Origin of the sequence: Dietzia alimentaria 72 (genome assembly GCF_000226215.1) — a bacterium.
GTDB classification, from domain to species: domain Bacteria; phylum Actinomycetota; class Actinomycetes; order Mycobacteriales; family Mycobacteriaceae; genus Dietzia; species Dietzia alimentaria.
Genome location: NZ_AGFF01000008.1, coordinates 1 through 16,835 on the forward strand (window position 1 = coordinate 1; position 16,835 = coordinate 16,835).

Consider the following 16,835-nt stretch of genomic DNA (forward strand, 5'->3'; position numbering starts at 1 on the left):
ATGGGCGGGTGGTCAAGGGCGGCTTCTCGGCCCGCGATCCAACGGAAGATCTGGGCCTGCCGGTCAGGTGGGAGAGAGGCCCACCAGGCGTCAGCGAGACGGGCCTGCGGGCTAGTCATCCTCTGCAGGCTGGTCGTCGTCGCTGCCTTCCTGAAACGCGTTGTACTCACGCAGTAGCGCTTCCTCGACCGCAGACAGCGGGTAGTCGTAGTCGAGCTCGAGGGTCACGAGGTGAGCGGCGGTGGTGCCGTCCCATGACTCGGGAATCGCGAGCGCTTCGTGGTCGCGGTCCGAACCGACATGGACCCACCAGGCGGCGAAGATCAGCCGATCGAGGGACCACCCGGCAGGATCCAGGGCCGGGTCGTCAGCGTCCATCGTGACGTCGGGGCCGGCGACAATCGGCGCGAGACGCGTCCGGTCTACCGCCATCGAGTAGCCGTAGCCCTCCACCGCGATCAGATCGCGGAGCTGCCGCTCACGAACGCCCGGCTCAGCGTGCATTCCCTCGCGCCACTTCTCGTGCAGCCACCGGAGACGGGTGGCCTGCGCGGTCTCCCGGTCACGACGCTCCTCCCGGGCCTTCTCGTACTGCTCCTGGCGGACCGCGTCCTGAGCGGCTCTGCGGGCCTCCTGCACGTCCTCGCCTTCATTGACATCAGCGCCATCGATAAAGGTGTCGCTATCGGGCAGATCCTCCTCGCCACGGGGCCGGATCGCGACCCACTGCACGCGCATCTGGCCCCAACCGTTCCACTCCGACACGTGCACCGACACCTGCGGGTCAGTCACGTCGTCGGGGCGTTGGGCGAGGAACACGCGGACCTCGTCCGGTCCAGCGGCAGCGGGGCCGTCGGTAATGGTGGCGCCGGCCTCCTCCAGCTCGGCGATGACCGCGGCGCGCTTGCGATCGAACTCCGCTTCCTGCAGGGCCCGCTCAAGGGTGTACCGGAAATTCGGAGTGCCGATGGACGCCTCGACGCGGGCCGCGAGCTCGTGATCGCCGTCCAGCTTCGACAAGTGCAGCGCATCAGTGATGGTGACCTGACCGTCGTCGACGGCCTGACGGGCCGTGTCGGTAAGGCTGGCGATCTGAGCGCGGTCCTTGACGTGCTTGGCGGTGCGGCCGATGGCCTTGGCGATCTTTGCGGGCTTGACGTCCAGGTCGAGCAGGGCTTGGACGGCGTCGCCTTCCTCGGTGACGGTGAGGTCGGTGCGGGCCATGTTTTCGGCGAGCATCGCCTCGAGCACCGCGGCTTCGGTGTTGAGGTCGTGGCGGATCACGCACGGCACCTCGGTCCAGCCGAGGGACTGGGCGGCGGCGTGGCGGCGGTGGCCCATGACGAGGGTGTAGCCAGCCGAATCGTCGGCCGTGTCGGCCGGGGCGACGACGAGCGGCTGGTGCAGTCCGCCGGCCTTGATGGACTCAGCGAGCTCGTCGACGCCGGTCACGGTTCGGCGCACATTACGAGGATGAGGGTGGACGTGGTCGATGTCGACGAGCGCGAACTCGGACGTGGTCGGGGTGGTGGTCATCGGGTCGCTCCAACTCGGGGGTGCATGGGTCGGTAGTGCTGGATCTCGACGGCTTCGACCGAGCCAAGGGCGACGACGGCGAGGTCCGTGCAGAAGGTGCGACGAACGGCATTGCCGTCGATCAGGTCGGCGATCTCCACGAGCCGCCGCTCGGCCTCGGTCTCGTCGAGCTCGGCGGCTAGAAGAACGGTGTGTCCGGCGGCGGTCCTGGCGATCAATCGCCAACCGGGTCCGTGGTCACGAATGTTGGTCATCGTGTGGTCTCCGTCTGGTGTGGTCGTCGAGCCGGGCAGGTCGCAAAGTGCGGCACCCACAACCGGCTCGGGCGGTCGGCGGGGTAGCGGCGGGCCCGATCGCGGGCCTCGTCCAGGTCATGACCGGACAGCTGCACCACGCTCGAGGTGCGACGCCCGATCTGGTCGATGAAGAAACGGCGGTGATAGATGCCCAGCTCCGGATCCGGAGACACGTCCAGCGGCACCGTCTTGCCCGAAGGCAACAGCGTCGTGAACGCGATCTCGTGCCCGCACAGGCGGCACGAAGCTGGGCGGCCCATCAGCCGGCCTCTACAAGCGCGGGGTGCTTAGGCCACCACGCCTGCACCGGGAAGATGATCGTGGAAGCGTCACAGAAGCCGCCCCACCCAGCCCAATGCACACCATCAGACAGGGCCGACGACGCCCGCTGAGCGAGCCTGCCGACCTGGCCGCGCGCATCACAGATCACCGTGTGCGGCGGACACTCCCGCAGCTCGGCCAAGTCCGCGACGGCGCGGATCTCCCCAGCGATCACGACGTGGCCTCTTCGTGGTCGTTGCAAACGATGCGAGTCTCGTCGTCGTTGACATGCCCGCGTTCTCCGCATACGTCGCACTTCTGGCAGTCCTCGCAAACGTCCCGGTCAAGCCCGAGCTGCACCCAGCCGGCCTGACCGGCCTGCTCGATAGCGGCTCCGGGGTCGCTGAAGGCCGAGAAGTCGTCGTAGTCGGTCTCGATGTAGCCGCAGACGTCGCACTTGGCCTGGTAATAGGTCACCGCGTGAGTGCTCATGGCGTCGCTCCCGTCGGGGTGATGCCGCCCTGGTCGTCCAGCAGCACCCACTTCCGGTACCGGAGTAGCGGCACCTGAGCAGGGTCGGCCGCCTGACGGACGAGCCAACCCCTCTCCAGAGACTCCGCACGATTGGACTCCACATCGAGATGGCACGGCACACACACCGACAGCGCGTTCGCCGCGCCAGCCGAACGAAGATCCCTAGACCCGCCCATACCGCGCGGACGCCGGTGATGCAGCTGCGTCGCCTCATCCCAGCAGTGCGGCGAACGGACCTCACAGAACCCGCCCGAACGCGCCATCACCCGGGCCTTCACCACCGCGGAGAACTTGGCCGTGGCCATCACTCCTCCCCGATCAGAGGGAGCTGCCCGGACTCGACCAGCGCATCCCGGCGAGCATCCAGCTCGTCATACAACTCGTCGAGGGTGTCGCGGACCTCGTCAGAAGAAGTGACCGGCCTCCATTCCCATCCGTCGATATGCAGCTCGACCGTTTCTCCCCGGTCCAGGGCCCGGCACGCCACGTCCGTCAGATAGCCGACGTCGCCGTTGCCAACGGTGAAGCCAGAGCCTGAGCGCCTGAGGTAAATCATCGGTCCTCCTGAGCAAATGCAGCGAGATCACGGGCGGTTTCCTCCGCCAGTTGCTCGATGTCGATCACCGTCAAGACCCGGCGCGCCTCTTCGGTGGTGGGGACATACGAGGGGGCCGCGGTGATCGGGATCGGGGCGGCAACCGGGCGGCACACAGCGCCGCGCGCCGTGGGCCGCGCTGCCGTGGCGCGGTTCCGGAGGGCGTCGGCGGCGGCAGCCCACAGAGCCGCGATCACCCGCGCTTCACGAGGGGTCGTCCCTGCCGGAGCAACGATGCGATCAGACCCACACGAACGGACGTCACCGTTGTGGTCGATGTATACGGAAGGCATCACAAACCCCCGAACGCGGCGACGCTCACCATGACCCCGATGAAGATGACGACGAACAAAGTGCAGGCCACGAGCGTGGCATCGTCCTCCCGTAGCACCGGCGCGTCCGGATCGACCGGGCGGACCACCACGGGTTTAGGCGGAATGATCTCGCCACGCGCAGCTTGTGAGGCGTAGGGGAGCGGGGCCGACAAAGGCCTATCTGGTCGAATCTGAGTGGTCATCGGGCCCTCCGGGGAAGATGACGCGACGGCTTCACGCCAGTCGCGCGTTCGATCTCGTGGTGCTTATGGCCCGCCTCGACCAGGGCCGGGATGTAGTCGGTGATGCTGTTGGGCTCGCACAGGTCCGCGGGGACGGGCAGGCCGGCGACGATCAGGTCACGGATCCGGCCGAGAATCACCCAGTCCGGGACTACCGCGTGCGGGTCCCAGTCGACGGTGTGCGAAGTAGTGAGGCTCGTGGCCGTGGTGGCTGTAGTCATGACGTCCTCCCGGGGAAGATGCGGATGTCATCCAGCGCAATGGGCGCCAGAATCGTGCGATGGTTCGACGAATCGGAGATCCACGCCATCGCCGCCGGTTCGCGGGTCGGCAGATGAGTGAACCGGTCAATGCCGCGCACGATGTGCCACCGCCCGTACGCGCGAGCAAAAGCGTGAGTGTCGGCGGCGATCTCCTCAGCCGTTCGCATGTCCGGGACCATCACTGCTCACCCGACTCAGGATTGAGAGCCGTCTCGGCCACTACCCAGTGCCACGACCCGGCGCGGACGGTGGCCACTCGGTGTTGCTCGTCGCCGCTGCCGTCGTAGAAACGGAGCTCCGTGCCGTCCGGGCGGGCGTAGGTGGTGTGGCGTTCGGCCAAGACCCGGATGTCGCTGCCATTGGTTCCGCGAACGATCCACACGGCCGGGCGTGGGTCGATCTCGCTGCGCATTGCGCCCGGTGACGGAAGCTCGGTAGCGGTGTCGTCGAGAGGCTGCGAGCAGTTGCGGTGCTCTTCGGTGAAGTCGGTGAGCATCCGGTGGTCGTCGTCGAGCTCGTCGGTATTGAGCTCGTCATCCGGCCCGGCGAAACCGGCAACACCACAGCCAGCGCCGCAGCGACCGCAGTCGGCCTGCCAAGTGCCGTTGCCCTTGGTTTCGACAATGACGTGGCCCGCCCGCTCGAGGGTTGAGGGGGTGTAGGTCGTCATCGGACCGCCGGAGAACTCCTCGGCCTCCACCAGGGCCGCGAAGTGATCAGGGGTGCTCATGACGCCACCGCGCCGTCAATAGGGAGGCTGGCGTTCGTCGACATGCCGCACTTCGTGGCGAGCTGGTCGACGTAGAACACCTTGACCATCAACGTCTGGCGGACCTGCCCGTTATGAAGCCGCGGGGCATTGTGCTGCGGCCGGAGCTCGAACCAGTCGGTCGTCGCGCGGCCAGCGCGGGCCCGGTACTCGTACTCCTCAACGACACGCTGCGCCTTGGCAGACCACCGGGAGCCGATCGTCTTGCGGAAGATGATGTTCCGACCAACGAGAGTGTCGAACGCCTCCTTCTTCGTGAGGCCGACGAGGCGGCCCCAGTCCTCGATCAGGGTCAGGTCGGAGTTTTTGGCGATGTGCCGATCGTGGTAGGCGATCGCCGGGGCCGCGGATTCGAGGGCAGCGGCGAGGACCGACTTCTCTTCTTCGGCCGCGAGGACCATGCGGGCGAGGTCTCCGCGGGTGACCGCCTCGACGTCGACCTTCGGGGCGCCGTAGCCGCCGGTACGCCGGATCTCGGGAAGCACCTCGCGGGTAACCCACCGGCGGAAGTCAGCGGCCCGCCCGGACCGGGATCGGAGGGCCGCTGTGTAGAAGCCCGATTCCGAGATGACAGTCATTTCCTGATCGCCAGAGGGGGTACTCACAATCTGAGTACCCTTTTCGTCGGCATCCAGTCCACGAGTCAGGTTGTGGGCGTCGCGGTACTCGAGCGATCGAGCGATGTCCGCAGCGACGAGCCACGGCTCGCCGTCCACGGAGATGACGCGCACCACGACGGCGCCGTAATTGAACGGAACCAGAGTTCCGGTAGAGTGGGTCACGACAGACCTACTTTCTGTTCATGGCCCCGACCAGTTGCGCCTGGTGCGGGGCCGCTTCTTATGCGACTGGGGAGTGAGCGCCGATAAAGGCGTGGACCGGGACACCAATGAGATCGGCCAGTGCGTACAGCTCAGACACTCGGAATGAGTGCCGCCCGTTCATCCGCCTAGAGAGGCTTGAGTCGGCAAGTCCGAGAGCCCGCGCGGCCGCGGTTTGCGAGATGCCAGTCCGCGCCAGCTCAGCGCGAATATTCATCGCGACGGCCTGGTCCGGGGTTGTGTTGCTCACAGTTAGATAGTGTTCCACATGGGGCAATACTCCGCAAGGGGAATGACACAGTTGGGATTACCGTCCAGGTCACAATATTGACGTTGCGCTTGCTTTATTGCGCCTAGTGGAAGATGATTCGACTATGACTACATCGCTCACGTCCATCACTGGAGGCCTCTCCGAGACGCTCTCCGAGGCCGTCGCGCGACGACTGCGTGGTGCCCTCGCGGAGCTGCAGATCAGCCACGCCGAAGCCGGCCGACGCATCGACATCAACCCGTCAGGGATGTCGCGCCGCATGAAAGGCAAGCACCCGTGGGATCTGGACGAACTCCAGCGACTCTCCGAGGCTTGCGGGGTCGACATGACCTACGTACTCACCGGGATCCGAAATGCAGAAAACCCCCACCCGGACGGACCGGATGGGGGAGTTGTGCGCCATCAGGGACTCGAACCCCGAACCCGCTGATTAAGAGTCAGCTGCTCTGCCAATTGAGCTAATGGCGCTTGCTTGGTGCGAGAGAAACAGTAACAGGACGCATGCCCTATCGCGAAATCGCCAGATCAGAGCCTGGGGTGCTGCTGGTGTTGACACCGCTCCCGTATCCGATTCGATATGGAGGACGTGCGTTTCACAAGGCATACTGGTAAGAGATCCTCCCGGTCGTGGCCGTGATCTGGGGAAGCGACTTGGAAGGGGCCGTAAGTGAACCTGCGCACAACGGATCAGCTAGCACGGCGGGGCGGCGCAGCCCGGTCGAGGACCCGTCTCGCGCTTGTCTCCGTATTCGTGGGCGCTCTCGTCCTGGCCGGGTGCACCATCGGTGACACGTCGGTAGGCGGGGGACAGGCAACAGAAGATCCGGCGGGCCCGTCCGCTGTCATAGACATGTCGGTCGAGGACGGTGCCACCGATGCCAACCCGACGGTGCCGATCGTGTTGACCGCCGACGGGGGTCGCCTCGACACAGTTGTGATGCGAAACCCCGACGGTGAGCAGGTTCGCGGGGAGTTCAACGCTGACTTCAGTGAGTGGCGCAGCACTGAGGAACTCGGTTACAGCCGCCAGTACACGCTGGAGTCCAGTGCGACGGACGAGGCGGGACTGGTCACCAAGGAAGATTTCACGTTCTCGACCCTTACACCCAACATCATGACGGCGGCCTACCTCACGGTGGGCGACGAAGCCGTGGTCGGCATCGGCCAGCCCGTCGCGGTGATGTTCGACGAGCCCATCGCGGACCGTCGGGCCGCGCAGGACAACATTCACGTCACCACCACCCCCGAGGTGGAGGGTGCCTTCTACTGGGTCTCCAACCAGGAGGTCCGTTGGCGTCCGGCCGAGTACTGGGATCCGGGTACCAAGATCGACGTGCATGTGGATATCTACGGTGAGGACCTGGGCGGCGGCATGTACGGCCAGGAGGACGCCCAGAGCAATTTCGAGATCGGCGACGCGGTGATCTCGCGGGTTGATGATTCGAACAAGCAGATTCAGATCGAGCGCAACGGCGAGATTGTCAAGACGATGCCCACCTCGATGGGCAAGTCGGGTACGCCTACCCCGAACGGCACCTACGTGATCGGCGAGAAGCTCGCCTCCATGGTGATGGACTCCTCGACGTACGGAGTTCCCGTGAGTTCTCCGGAGGGCTATCGCACCGAGGTGCAGTACGCGACCCGGATGTCCTACAGCGGTATTTTCGTCCACGCCGCGCCGTGGTCGGTGTGGGCGCAGGGCAGCCAGAACACGAGCCACGGTTGCCTCAACGTGAGCACCACCGACGCGAAGTGGTTCTACGACAATGCCAAGCGTGGCGACATCTTCGAGGTCACGGGAACCAGTGGCGACACGCTGCCCGGCTGGGACGGTCTGGGCGACTGGAACGTCCCGTGGGAGACGTGGAAGGCCGGTAACGCGGACCAGGGCGCTGCGTGACCCGGGCGTACGACTAACTGTGCGTGACATCAGTACAAATGTGGCGTTTCTTTCCATGATCAGCGTTGTGGCCCGGCGTGTCGGGTTGGAGTTCTGACGGTTCGTACATCGACCAACGCGGCCCCTACTGCAGTGCCGAGGTCAGTCGCATTACCGATTCCATGTAGCGCCTCAGTGGCGACCGCTTCTTCCACGAAACTTCATCGAGCACGCTGCTGCTAGCCGCGTACTTCGCGATGACCTCACCGATCTGGTCGACCAGGTCGCCCCCGTATGCCAGCAGGCTAATCTCGTAGTTGAGGCCGAAAGACCGCAGGTCCATGTTCGAGGAGCCCATCACGGCGCACGTGTCGTCGATGAGGAAACACTTGGTGTGGAGCACCTCGGGAGCCGGGTAGCGGTAGATCGTCACGCCGGCGTCGAGAAGTGCCTGGTAGTAGGAGGACTGGGCGCGGTCGACCATGTACTGATCGGCGACTTCACTCACGTACAACTCGACCCGTACGCCCCGGTAGGCGGCCGTGAGGATCGCGGTGAGAATCGACTCGTCGGGAACGAAATAGGGGCTCACGATGGAGAGTCGGCGCTTGGCTGTGTAGATCAACGAGGTGAATGCTTTCAGGTTCGGCTCTGTGCGGAAACCGGGCCCTGACGGGATCAACTGAAGCGCGTTAATTCGCCCACCGACAGTGGGAACAGGGGCGTGCACGGTCGAAAGCACTCCGTGCTCGTGCGGATCGCCGTCTACATCACGGTACGCGTGGATGTCGATAAGTTCGCCACATTCGGAGTACCAGTCGACCGCGAACACCGCTTCGATGGAACTGACGATCTCGCCCGTCAGTTCGACGGTGATATCGTTCCAACGCCGCCCGATCTGCTCGTTCTTCTGTGAGCCGTAGGTAGCGGCAATGAGGTTCTGAGACCCCATGATCGCCGTTCCGCCGTCGACCACCAGAAGCTTGCGGTGGTTCCGGAGATCGATCCTCCGCGCCTTTCCTCGGAATGGTTGGAACGGCATCATCAGGTGCCACTCAATTCCTGCTGCCGTCATTCCTTTGAGGAACCGGCGGAATCCCGCGTATTTACGTGAGCCCAGGTGATCTAGCAGGACCCGGACTTTGACGCCGCGACGGACCGCCGCTTCGAGTGCGAGGAAGAAATCCTCGGTCACGGAGTCGCGCGCCATGATGTAGATCTCGACGTGGATCGAGGTAGTCGCCTGCTCCGCGAGGCGTGTCATGCGCTTAATGCTGGTCTCGTAGTCCATCTGCACGCCATGGTTGTTGCCGGTGACCATGGGCAGCGAGGTCAGGGCCCGCGACAGTTCGACGATGCCCGCGAGGTCGGCGGGGAGGGTTACCGACTCCGGAACCAACGGCACGTTAGCGGTGCCCTTGGTGAGCAAGAGATTGGCCTCGGCCTGGATGCGAGCGCGTCGACGGTGCACGTAAGGGCTGCCCAGGATCAAGAACAGCACCACGCCGACGACCGGTAGGAACAGGATGAGTAGCAACCAGCCGAGTGAGGAAGAGGGCTTGCGGTTCTCCGGAACCACCCCCAATGCAACTATCTTCACGAGATATTCGATGACGATGAACGCGATAGCTAGTGAGGCCATTCTGTGTGCCCTACCCTGTCCGCTGGTGCCGCTGGACATTACAAATGGAAGTTACGTGTCATATGTCCGAGAAGCCGTTCGGGGGTAATTCCGGCTGTTAAGCCAGACTTTTCGGGGCGAGCTCCGCGGCGAACGTCGCCGGGCCTTCCCGGTCGATCTCAAGACGATACCGGGCTTCACAGTCGACGAACTCGGCTCGCATATGGCGCCGCTCTACACGGTGCTCGGTCTCTAGGTGAGCTGTTGCTCGCGGTGCTCATCCGTACCGAGATTGACAGGGATGCACTTCCGCCGCTCTCCAGCCCGCTCAAGCCGGGGCAGAAGTACTTCGGGCACTACGGCGATCTTCGGAGTTCTCGCTCTTCTGCAGAGCACGATGCTGTTCGCCGGACTCATCGGCTTCGTCGGATTCCGCCCCGCCCACCCGTGCCTGTTGATCCTCGTCGGGTGGGTGATGTGGCTGGTCTTCCCGCTCATCACCTATACGCTCGCGTTTGCGTTCGGCGAGGCGAGGATATACTAGCGCGACCGAACTGAAGCAGGGCCCGGACCAGAAGGTCCGGGCCCTGCTAGTCGGGGTGGCTGACGGGGCTCGAACCCGCGACATCCAGAATCACAATCTGGTGCTCTACCAGCTGAACTACAGCCACCACCGCTGCCCTCGCGGACAGCGCTCACGACTTTACCCCGTGGGTGGTCCGGTCAGGAAATCGGCTGGTGGGGCTACTGTTCCATCGGGGGCAGTGCGGCCACGGCCTGCTTGATTTCGTCGCTGGTGGGGCCGGGCTGGGCCACGAAGGCGGTACCGCGGTAGTACTGCAGCTCGCGGATCGACTCCTTGATGTCGGCCAGCGCGCGGTGGGACATGCCTTTGTCAGGTTGTCCGAAGTAGATCCGTGGGTACCAGCGCTTGCACAGTTCCTTGATGGAACTGACGTCGATCATCCGGTAATGCAGGTAACCGTTGAGTTCGGGCATGTCGCGGGCGATGAAGCCGCGGTCGGTGCCGATCGAATTACCTGCCAGCGGTGCGGATCCGGAGACGGGCACCCATTCGCGGATGTAGTCCAGTACCGCTTTCTCCGCCTCGGCGAGTGTCACGGTGGATCGGCGGATCTCCTCGGTGAGCCCGGAGGAGGCGTGCATTTCGCGGACCACGGGCAGCATCGCATCGAGCTTGGTGTCGGGGGCGTGGATGACGATGTCGACGCCCTCGCCGAGGACGTTGAGTTCCGAGTCCGTGACCAGCGCGGCGATCTCCACTAGGGCGTCCGATGAGGTCTCGAGGCCGGTCATCTCGCAGTCGATCCAGACGATCCGATCGTTCTTGGACTCCTGGTGGGGCGTCGGCGCGGGCGTCGGAACGGTGGTCGGTTCTGGCATCATTCGACTATATCGCCGCGGACACATCGCGACCGCTCAGGATGGTCCGGGCCCGCTCTGCTGGCCCTCGCCGAGCTTGGCGTAGAAGCGACCCACGATGGGCGCCATCGCGGCGCGTGGGGTGTAATTTCCGGCCACGGACATGGCCTGTCCGATCGGGCCGGGCACGATACGCATCTTATTGCGGGCCAGGGCATCCAGCGAGACGCGGGCGGTGTATTCGGTGTCCACCCAGAAGCGGTCGGGGACGATGCGGTCGACGAAGGATTTGTCCTCCTCCGCGATCTCCTCTGTGCGCACCGGCCCGGGCGCGAGCAGCGTCACATTGATGCCGGAGCCCTTGAGCTCGCCGCGAAGCGACTCGGAGAACGTGTTGAGGAACGCCTTGGACGCGGCGTAGGTGGCGTTGTTGGGGATGGGCATGTTGCCGGCCGCCGAACCCACGTTCAGGATCGCGCCGGTGTTGCGCGACACCATGCCGGGCAGCACCGCGAGCACTAGATCGTGGCACGCCACAGCGTTGACCTGAACCTGATGTTTCTCGTACTGCGGGTCGAGTGAGGCGATCGGCCCGAAGGTGGCGATGCCCGCGTTGTTGCAGAGGATCGAGATCTCGCGGCCTGCCAACTCGTCGAGCAACGTCTGCCGCGCTTCGGGGTCGGCGAGATCGCAGGCCCGCACCTCCACCTCGACAGCGAACTCGGTTTCCAGTCGCGCCTTCAGATCCGCCAGCACGTCGGCCCGGCGCGCAACGATGATCAGCGAGTGCCCGCGGCGGGCCAACTCGGTGGCCAGGGCCATGCCGATGCCGGAGGACGCACCGGTGACGACTGCGCGGTTCGACGCGGTGGGCAGGGGAAGCGACATGGTGCGTCCTCGGTTCTCAGGGATTTGCTGGCCGATGGTGAGCGTACCGCCACAGCACCCGGTGGACGGATAGCGTGGTCCGCGTGAACTCCCCGCACAGTGCCGGAACGTCGTCCTCGGCCGGGTCGTCGTCGTCCCGCTCCGGTGCATCTCCCGGTGCCTCGCGCGGCCAGGTCACGGCCTGGGCGATGTGGGACTGGGGTTCGGCGGCGTTCAACGCGGTGATCGTGACGTTCGTCTTCTCGGTCTACCTCACCGATTCGGTGGGCAAGGAGCTCGACGGGCCGCTGTCCGCCGCGACGTGGTTGTCGATAGCGATCGCGGTGGCGGGCCTGGTGATCGCGCTGACCGCGCCGGTCATGGGACAACGCGCTGACCGCGGGGGACGTAGGCGTCGCTCTCTGGCGCTGTGGACTTACCTGACCATCGCCCTGACGGCACTGATGTTCTTCGTCGTCTCGGACGCCCCTAACCCGTGGTTCTGGGTGGGACTGTTCCTGCTCGCGCTGGGGTCGATCACATTCGAATTCGCCGAGGTCTCTTACTTCGCGATGCTGCGGCAGGTGTCCACGCCGGCGACCGTCGGGCGCGTGTCCGGCTTCGGCTGGGCCATGGGTTACTTCGGCGGGATCTTCCTGTTGCTCGCGGCGTTTGTCGGCTTCATCTCCGGCGACGGTCCCAACCGCGGCATGTTGAGCATCTCCGTCGACGGCGGACTCAACGTGCGTCTGGTGTGTCTGATCGCCGCCGTCTGGTTCGCGGTATTCGCGCTGCCGGTGTTGCTGAAGGTGCCGGAGAATCGCCCGAAAAAAGACAGAGACCACGACGACGACAAGGCCAGCTTCGTCGAGTCGTACCGCATCCTCTGGGCTGACCTGAAGGGCCTGTGGCGAAGCGATTCTCGAACGGTGAAGTTCTTGGTCGCCAGCGCGATCTTCCGAGACGGGCTCGCAGGGGTGTTCACCTTCGGGGCGATCCTGGCGGTGACGGTGTACGGGCTCGCGCCGGGTGACGTGCTGATCTTCGGCGTAGCCGCGAACGTCGTGGCGGCGCTCCGCTCTTGTGGCCGGATTCGCCGACGATCGCGTGGGCCCCAAGGCGGTGATCGTCGGCTCTCTGGGCGCGATGCTGGTGACCATGACCGTGCTGCTGTTCGTCGACGGGGTGTCCATGTTCTGGATCTTCGGACTTCTCATGTGCCTCTTCGTGGGGCCCGCGCAGTCGGCGTCACGCTCCTTCCTAGCGCGACTGGTCCCACCAGAGGGCGACGGTCAGATGTTTGGCCTCTACGCCACTACCGGTCGAGCGGTCTCGTTCCTCGCACCCGCGATGTTCGGGCTCTTCACGTGGCTGTTCGCCGCCGACCGCGCAGGCATCGCCGGGATCGCGCTGGTGCTGCTGGCGGGTCTGCTCTTGTTGCTGCCGGTCCGCACTCCGACCAGCGACGAGACCCACCGCCACTGGGCGGGCGATCCCTCGGCCCCTAAGGTCTGACCGCCGTTGAACCGAGCGACGGACGCGTCAGGGGAGGCGGTCAAGAAGTTCCAGTACACCCGCCGCGTCGTCAACGATGTCGGTGAATCCCGCGGCCCGGAGTTCGTCGTCTCCGATCCCGCCGGTGCGCACAGCCACCGAGCGGACCCCCAGTTTGGTTGCCGCGATCGCGTCCCACGTCGCATCGCCCACCATCACCGCATCTGCGGCGTCGACGCCCGCCCGGTCGAGAGCGATGCCAACGATCGACGGATCCGGCTTGGCCCGGTCGACGTCGTCGCCGGTGGTCACAGCGTCCACGTACTCGTCCACGTCGAGCAGGGCGCGGGCCTGGTCGAACTCCGAGGGCGCAGCCGACGTGGTCAGAACCGTGGTCCATCCCTGCTCGGATGCCCGACGCACGAGATCGCGGGCCCCGGGCAACACCCGCAAAGAGCTGGCCTGCTCGGCGTAGTACTCGCCGTGCAGATCCTTGGCCCGGCCCGCGATGCTCCCGCGCTCGTCGTCGTCGACCCCGGCGATCTCCAATAGTTCAGCGACGAGCGTGGACCCGTCCATGCCTATCCTGCGGTGCACTTCCACGAACGGCACCGGCGCACCCGCCTCAGCCAGGGCGCGATGCCACGTCCACACGTGCGCGTAGGTGGAATCGACCAGGGTGCCGTCCACGTCGAGGAGAAGTGCGCGGCGGTGGTCAGCCTGGGGCCCTGCGTGCGGTGACCCCGCGTCCTGTGTGGCGGTCATGCCCCGACCATGCCGGGTGAGCCCCTTGGCGGCAACCGTTGCCCGCAGCTACCGGTGGAATTGCCGGCCGGCTGGGCGCACGGTGGAGCTATGACACGTTTCGGCTACACCCTCATGACCGAACAGTCCGGTCCCAAGGAACTCGTGCGCTACGCGGCGGCTGCCGAACACGCGGGGTTCGACTTCGAGGTGGCTTCCGACCACTACTTTCCTTGGCTTTCCGCGCAGGGGCACGCGCCGTACGTGTGGAGCGTGCTGGGAGCGGTCGCCCACGTGACTGAGCGGGTGGACCTATGCACGTACGTGACCTGTCCGATCCTGCGCTACCACCCGGCGGTGGTGGCGCAGAAGGCCGCGACTGTTCAGATCATGTCCGACGGCCGGTTCATGCTGGGCATCGGTGCGGGGGAGAACCTCAACGAGCACGTAGTGGGGCAGCGTTGGCCCTCGGTGGATGAACGCCACGAGATGACCGTCGAGGCGCTGGAGATCATCCGTGAGCTGTTCGACGGCGGGCTCGTCACCTATTCTGGCGAGCACTTCCGGGTGGACTCGGCCCGACTATGGGATCTGCCCGAGACGCGCGTGCCGATCGGGGTGGCCGCGGGTGGGGCGAAGGCGGTCGCCCAGTTCGGACCGTTGGCCGACCACCTGATCGCCACCGAGCCCGAGCCCGCCCACATCGAGGGGTGGAACGCATTGGAAGGGCAACGACGAATCGGTGACGGAGCACGGGCGATAGCGCAGATCCCCATCAGCTGGGACCCCGAGTCCGAGAAGGCCGCGATGGAGCGAGCACACGACCAGTTCCGGTGGTTTGCCGGAGGCTGGGCGACGAACGCCGACCTGCCCACGACCGCCGGGTTCGCCGCGGCGACGAAGTTTGTCCGGCCCGAGGACGTGGCCGAGCAGTTGGCCTGCGGGCCGGACCTCGACGCGATCGTGGAGAAGGTGCGGCCCTACTGGGAGGCCGGCTACACCGACATCGCGCTTATCCAGATCGGGGATTCCACGCTCGACCAGTTCCTGGCCGAGGCTGCGGAACCGCTGCTGGCACGCCTACGAGAGGCCTCCCCGCGCTGAGGGACCGTCGTTTTAGCTACCGGACTCGGGAAGGTAGTCGTTGGCCATTGCGGTGCTGCCGTCAACCTCGGTTTCCAGCAACCCGTTGTCATACATCCACGCCGCATACGTCGCCCAGTCAGCGGCTGACTGCTCCGGCAAACCGCCCTCGGGGAGCAACCGGAGGGTGGCGTCGATCATCTTCTCCAGGATGTCCGGATCGTAAGAGCCCTGCGTCTGCGGGGTAAGTGACTCGATGGCGGCTCCGCGATCGTCCAGGGCTGTCTGCTGACCGGCCGCGGTGCCCGCGAGGAAGCCGCGGACGCGCTCGGCGTAGTCGGCATCGCTGGTCAGGCGACCGGGATTGGCGATAATCACGAGCTCCGCGTAGTCAGGAACTCCGAGTTCGGTAACCGGCATGATCTCGACGGCGCCCTGGGCGGCGAGTTCGACGCCTTCGATATTGCGAAACGCCCCGAATATCGCATCCACCTGGTCGGTCAGAAGTGCCTGGTTCAGACTCTGTTGCACGTTGGGAGTCGAGATCGAGTCCGGATCGATGCCCACCTCGCGAGCGATGTAGTCGAGAGTTGGTTTTTGGGAGGCCAGGCCTGAAAGCCCCACGGTCTTGCCCTCCAGATCGGCGGCGGTGGCGATACCGGCATCTCCCTTGGCGACCAGTGAGGTCAGTGAGGTGGGGATCAGAGCGGCGACCGAGACCACGTCGAGCCCCTGCCCCACGGCGATGAGGGTGTCGGGCTCGTAGGAGATTGCGAGGTCGACTCGCCCCAGGGAGACTTCTCGGGCGGCGTCGGCCGTATTGGATGGCGTCGTGAACGTCACGTCAACCCCGGCGTCGCTGTAGGCGCCGGTGTGCTGCGCGGTGTACAGCGCCACGTGGTCAGGGTTCGGGCTCCAGTCGAGGAGGACGCTGACCGGTGCGGCGTTGGCGTCTCCGCCGGGCCCTGCGACGTCCGACGATGACTGACATCCGGTCAGCGCCGCCGCGGCAGCTGCGGCGATCGCGAGCGTGCGGACGCCGGGTAGTGCGGGGCGTCGAGCGCGCAGGCTCGTGCGTCCTGATTTCGTCATGATGGGTTCCTTCCCCCCGTGGGCCTGTCCCAGGGGCAGATCAGTCGTTCGAGAATGGTCACGCTCGCCAGCAGGAGGCTGGACATGAGTGTCAGCAGGACTACCTGGGCAAAGACGAAATCCGTTTGAAGTCGGGGGATCGCCTGGAGCATGAGGTAGCCCAGACCGTTGGTCGAGCCGGTGTACTCGGCAAAGACCGCGGCCACCGGTGCGAAGGTGACCGCTACGCGCAGTCCGGCGAAGCCGCGTGGCGCGGCGAAGGGTAGCCGCACCCGCCAGAAGAGTGACCCTCTGGTGGCATGAAGGCTCCGTAGCGTATCGATCAGTCGCGCGTCGACAGCGCGGACGCCGGCGAGGAGATTGAGAGCCACCGGGAAGAAGCACAGCAGAGCAACCACGATGACCTTGGGTGCGATGCCGTAGCCGAGGGAGATCGTCAGGAGAGGTCCGATCACGAGGACCGGGATGGCCTGGGAGGCGACCAGCAACGGGGTCATGGCCTGACCCACGGTGGGCACGTACCCGCTCACCACCACCACGGCCACCGCCACGAGTACTCCGAGAATCACCCCGACGACGGTTTCGGTGGCGGTCAGCAACGTGGCCGAGCCGAGCCTGTCGGGCCAGGTGGTCACAAGTGAATTGAGCACGGCGCGAGGAGCGGGGATGACGTAGCCGGGGACGAGTTCGAGCGCGGTCACCCCTGTCCAGATGGCGAGGAGCAGCAGAAGGGTGACGCAAGCGGGAGCGGCGGAGCGGAGAAAACGCAC

The 16,835-nt window shown here is 65.4% G+C and carries 24 protein-coding genes, 2 tRNA genes and 1 pseudogene; 5 read left to right on the top strand and 22 right to left on the bottom strand.

The features are described from left to right. Positions 1 to 111: 111 nt before the first annotated feature. The 14 genes from ON04_RS04515 to ON04_RS17305 all read right to left on the bottom strand — a co-directional run bounded on the left by ON04_RS04515 (position 112) and on the right by ON04_RS17305 (position 5,899). Positions 112 to 1,536 carry a ParB/RepB/Spo0J family partition protein gene (locus ON04_RS04515; RefSeq protein WP_010540400.1) on the bottom strand — a complete coding sequence of 475 codons (1,425 nt, stop codon included), beginning with the start codon at positions 1,534 to 1,536 and terminating at the stop codon, positions 112 to 114. Further along, positions 1,533 to 1,790 carry a hypothetical protein gene (locus ON04_RS04520; protein ID WP_010540401.1) on the bottom strand — a complete coding sequence of 86 codons (258 nt, stop codon included), beginning with the start codon at positions 1,788 to 1,790 and terminating at the stop codon, positions 1,533 to 1,535. The genes ON04_RS04515 and ON04_RS04520 overlap by 4 nt, the downstream gene beginning before the upstream one ends. Beyond that, positions 1,787 to 2,092, bottom strand: coding sequence for a hypothetical protein (locus ON04_RS04525; RefSeq protein WP_010540402.1), 306 nt, complete (start codon positions 2,090 to 2,092; stop codon positions 1,787 to 1,789). Before ON04_RS04525 ends, ON04_RS04520 begins: the two co-directional genes overlap by 4 nt. Then, complete coding sequence (locus tag ON04_RS04530; RefSeq protein ID WP_010540403.1) at positions 2,092 to 2,328, bottom strand: hypothetical protein; 237 nt, start codon at positions 2,326 to 2,328, stop codon at positions 2,092 to 2,094. Before ON04_RS04530 ends, ON04_RS04525 begins: the two co-directional genes overlap by 1 nt. Then, positions 2,325 to 2,585 (bottom strand): hypothetical protein, encoded by a 261-nt coding sequence (locus tag ON04_RS04535; RefSeq protein WP_010540404.1) that lies wholly within the window; start codon positions 2,583 to 2,585, stop codon positions 2,325 to 2,327. The genes ON04_RS04530 and ON04_RS04535 overlap by 4 nt, the downstream gene beginning before the upstream one ends. Continuing rightward, a complete protein-coding gene (locus ON04_RS04540) occupies positions 2,582 to 2,932 on the bottom strand; it encodes a hypothetical protein (RefSeq protein WP_010540405.1) in 351 nt (116 codons plus the stop codon). The genes ON04_RS04535 and ON04_RS04540 overlap by 4 nt, the downstream gene beginning before the upstream one ends. Beyond that, positions 2,932 to 3,183 (bottom strand): hypothetical protein, encoded by a 252-nt coding sequence (locus ON04_RS04545; RefSeq protein ID WP_010540406.1) that lies wholly within the window; start codon positions 3,181 to 3,183, stop codon positions 2,932 to 2,934. The genes ON04_RS04540 and ON04_RS04545 overlap by 1 nt, the downstream gene beginning before the upstream one ends. After that, positions 3,180 to 3,419 (bottom strand): hypothetical protein, encoded by a 240-nt coding sequence (locus ON04_RS04550; protein WP_010540407.1) that lies wholly within the window; start codon positions 3,417 to 3,419, stop codon positions 3,180 to 3,182. The genes ON04_RS04545 and ON04_RS04550 overlap by 4 nt, the downstream gene beginning before the upstream one ends. Positions 3,420 to 3,514: 95 nt before the next feature. Further along, entirely contained in the window at positions 3,515 to 3,739 is a 225-nt protein-coding gene (locus tag ON04_RS04555; protein WP_029457724.1) for a hypothetical protein, read from the bottom strand. Next, entirely contained in the window at positions 3,736 to 3,999 is a 264-nt protein-coding gene (locus tag ON04_RS04560) for a hypothetical protein (protein ID WP_010540408.1), read from the bottom strand. Before ON04_RS04560 ends, ON04_RS04555 begins: the two co-directional genes overlap by 4 nt. Beyond that, a complete protein-coding gene (locus ON04_RS04565; RefSeq protein WP_141564639.1) occupies positions 3,996 to 4,208 on the bottom strand; it encodes a hypothetical protein in 213 nt (70 codons plus the stop codon). Before ON04_RS04565 ends, ON04_RS04560 begins: the two co-directional genes overlap by 4 nt. 11 nt (positions 4,209 to 4,219) lie before the next feature. Further along, positions 4,220 to 4,771, bottom strand: coding sequence for a hypothetical protein (locus tag ON04_RS04570; protein WP_010540410.1), 552 nt, complete (start codon positions 4,769 to 4,771; stop codon positions 4,220 to 4,222). Beyond that, positions 4,768 to 5,592 carry a BRO family protein gene (locus ON04_RS15900; protein WP_010540411.1) on the bottom strand — a complete coding sequence of 275 codons (825 nt, stop codon included), beginning with the start codon at positions 5,590 to 5,592 and terminating at the stop codon, positions 4,768 to 4,770. The genes ON04_RS04570 and ON04_RS15900 overlap by 4 nt, the downstream gene beginning before the upstream one ends. A 58-nt stretch (positions 5,593 to 5,650) precedes the next feature. Then, positions 5,651 to 5,899, bottom strand: a complete 249-nt coding sequence (locus tag ON04_RS17305) for a helix-turn-helix domain-containing protein (RefSeq protein ID WP_010540412.1) — start codon at positions 5,897 to 5,899, stop codon at positions 5,651 to 5,653. 106 nt (positions 5,900 to 6,005) lie between these two features. On the opposite strand from ON04_RS17305, the gene ON04_RS16130 reads away from it, so the two are divergent. Continuing rightward, positions 6,006 to 6,332 carry a helix-turn-helix domain-containing protein gene (locus ON04_RS16130; protein ID WP_010540413.1) on the top strand — a complete coding sequence of 109 codons (327 nt, stop codon included), beginning with the start codon at positions 6,006 to 6,008 and terminating at the stop codon, positions 6,330 to 6,332. Here the strand turns inward: ON04_RS16130 and ON04_RS04590 are convergent. Beyond that, positions 6,298 to 6,370, bottom strand: a tRNA-Lys gene (locus tag ON04_RS04590). The two genes, ON04_RS16130 and ON04_RS04590, sit on opposite strands and share 35 nt — an antisense overlap. A 199-nt stretch (positions 6,371 to 6,569) precedes the next feature. On the opposite strand from ON04_RS04590, the gene ON04_RS04595 reads away from it, so the two are divergent. Further along, complete coding sequence (locus tag ON04_RS04595) at positions 6,570 to 7,802, top strand: L,D-transpeptidase (protein WP_050815260.1); 1,233 nt, start codon at positions 6,570 to 6,572, stop codon at positions 7,800 to 7,802. Positions 7,803 to 7,926: 124 nt separating this feature from the next. Here the strand turns inward: ON04_RS04595 and ON04_RS04600 are convergent, their stop codons facing one another. Next, positions 7,927 to 9,423 (bottom strand): phospholipase D-like domain-containing protein, encoded by a 1,497-nt coding sequence (locus ON04_RS04600; RefSeq protein ID WP_010540415.1) that lies wholly within the window; start codon positions 9,421 to 9,423, stop codon positions 7,927 to 7,929. Between the two features lie 376 nt (positions 9,424 to 9,799). On the opposite strand from ON04_RS04600, the gene ON04_RS16670 reads away from it, so the two are divergent. Continuing rightward, positions 9,800 to 9,946, top strand: a complete 147-nt coding sequence (locus tag ON04_RS16670) for a hypothetical protein (RefSeq protein ID WP_010540416.1) — start codon at positions 9,800 to 9,802, stop codon at positions 9,944 to 9,946. Between the two features lie 54 nt (positions 9,947 to 10,000). Here ON04_RS16670 and ON04_RS04610 read toward each other — a convergent pair. The 3 genes from ON04_RS04610 to cmrA form a co-directional block, all read right to left on the bottom strand. After that, positions 10,001 to 10,073 (bottom strand) — tRNA-His (locus ON04_RS04610). A gap of 73 nt (positions 10,074 to 10,146) precedes the next feature. After that, positions 10,147 to 10,806 carry an oligoribonuclease gene (orn, locus tag ON04_RS04615; RefSeq protein WP_050815267.1) on the bottom strand — a complete coding sequence of 220 codons (660 nt, stop codon included), beginning with the start codon at positions 10,804 to 10,806 and terminating at the stop codon, positions 10,147 to 10,149. A gap of 36 nt (positions 10,807 to 10,842) precedes the next feature. Continuing rightward, positions 10,843 to 11,673 carry a mycolate reductase gene (gene cmrA / locus ON04_RS04620; protein ID WP_010540418.1) on the bottom strand — a complete coding sequence of 277 codons (831 nt, stop codon included), beginning with the start codon at positions 11,671 to 11,673 and terminating at the stop codon, positions 10,843 to 10,845. Positions 11,674 to 11,861: 188 nt separating this feature from the next. On the opposite strand from cmrA, the pseudogene ON04_RS15715 reads away from it, so the two are divergent. Further along, a pseudogene (locus tag ON04_RS15715) lies at positions 11,862 to 13,167 on the top strand (MFS transporter). Positions 13,168 to 13,194: 27 nt separating this feature from the next. Here ON04_RS15715 and ON04_RS04630 read toward each other — a convergent pair. Next, positions 13,195 to 13,911, bottom strand: a complete 717-nt coding sequence (locus ON04_RS04630) for an HAD family hydrolase (protein WP_010540419.1) — start codon at positions 13,909 to 13,911, stop codon at positions 13,195 to 13,197. Positions 13,912 to 14,001: 90 nt separating this feature from the next. Here ON04_RS04630 and ON04_RS04635 point away from each other — a divergent pair, with 90 nt between their 5' ends. Next, the gene (locus ON04_RS04635; protein ID WP_010540420.1) at positions 14,002 to 14,994 is read left to right on the top strand and encodes a TIGR03557 family F420-dependent LLM class oxidoreductase; all 993 of its coding nucleotides are present in this window, start codon (positions 14,002 to 14,004) and stop codon (positions 14,992 to 14,994) included. 12 nt (positions 14,995 to 15,006) lie between these two features. Here the strand turns inward: ON04_RS04635 and ON04_RS04640 are convergent, their stop codons facing one another. Together ON04_RS04640 and ON04_RS04645 are read right to left on the bottom strand one after the other, a co-directional pair. Beyond that, on the bottom strand, positions 15,007 to 16,065 hold the full coding sequence (locus tag ON04_RS04640) for an ABC transporter substrate-binding protein (RefSeq protein WP_010540421.1): 1,059 nt from the start codon (positions 16,063 to 16,065) through the stop codon (positions 15,007 to 15,009). Further along, entirely contained in the window at positions 16,062 to 16,835 is a 774-nt protein-coding gene (locus tag ON04_RS04645; protein ID WP_010540422.1) for an ABC transporter permease, read from the bottom strand. The genes ON04_RS04640 and ON04_RS04645 overlap by 4 nt, the downstream gene beginning before the upstream one ends.

Coding starts and splice junctions, on each gene's coding strand:
- ON04_RS04565 (WP_141564639.1), bottom strand. CDS start 4,208: ATGCGAACGGCTGAGGAGATCGCCGCCGACACTCACGCTTTTGCTCGC.
- ON04_RS04520 (WP_010540401.1), bottom strand. CDS start 1,790: ATGACCAACATTCGTGACCACGGACCCGGTTGGCGATTGATCGCCAGG.
- cmrA (WP_010540418.1), bottom strand. CDS start 11,673: ATGTCGCTTCCCCTGCCCACCGCGTCGAACCGCGCAGTCGTCACCGGT.
- orn (WP_050815267.1), bottom strand. CDS start 10,806: ATGCCAGAACCGACCACCGTTCCGACGCCCGCGCCGACGCCCCACCAG.
- ON04_RS04600 (WP_010540415.1), bottom strand. CDS start 9,423: ATGGCCTCACTAGCTATCGCGTTCATCGTCATCGAATATCTCGTGAAG.
- ON04_RS16130 (WP_010540413.1), top strand. CDS start 6,006: ATGACTACATCGCTCACGTCCATCACTGGAGGCCTCTCCGAGACGCTC.
- ON04_RS04560 (WP_010540408.1), bottom strand. CDS start 3,999: ATGACTACAGCCACCACGGCCACGAGCCTCACTACTTCGCACACCGTC.
- ON04_RS04535 (WP_010540404.1), bottom strand. CDS start 2,585: ATGAGCACTCACGCGGTGACCTATTACCAGGCCAAGTGCGACGTCTGC.
- ON04_RS04525 (WP_010540402.1), bottom strand. CDS start 2,092: ATGGGCCGCCCAGCTTCGTGCCGCCTGTGCGGGCACGAGATCGCGTTC.
- ON04_RS04635 (WP_010540420.1), top strand. CDS start 14,002: ATGACACGTTTCGGCTACACCCTCATGACCGAACAGTCCGGTCCCAAG.
- ON04_RS04515 (WP_010540400.1), bottom strand. CDS start 1,536: ATGACCACCACCCCGACCACGTCCGAGTTCGCGCTCGTCGACATCGAC.
- ON04_RS04545 (WP_010540406.1), bottom strand. CDS start 3,183: ATGATTTACCTCAGGCGCTCAGGCTCTGGCTTCACCGTTGGCAACGGC.
- ON04_RS04570 (WP_010540410.1), bottom strand. CDS start 4,771: ATGAGCACCCCTGATCACTTCGCGGCCCTGGTGGAGGCCGAGGAGTTC.
- ON04_RS16670 (WP_010540416.1), top strand. CDS start 9,800: ATGCTGTTCGCCGGACTCATCGGCTTCGTCGGATTCCGCCCCGCCCAC.
- ON04_RS04640 (WP_010540421.1), bottom strand. CDS start 16,065: ATGACGAAATCAGGACGCACGAGCCTGCGCGCTCGACGCCCCGCACTA.
- ON04_RS04540 (WP_010540405.1), bottom strand. CDS start 2,932: ATGGCCACGGCCAAGTTCTCCGCGGTGGTGAAGGCCCGGGTGATGGCG.
- ON04_RS04555 (WP_029457724.1), bottom strand. CDS start 3,739: ATGACCACTCAGATTCGACCAGATAGGCCTTTGTCGGCCCCGCTCCCC.
- ON04_RS04630 (WP_010540419.1), bottom strand. CDS start 13,911: ATGACCGCCACACAGGACGCGGGGTCACCGCACGCAGGGCCCCAGGCT.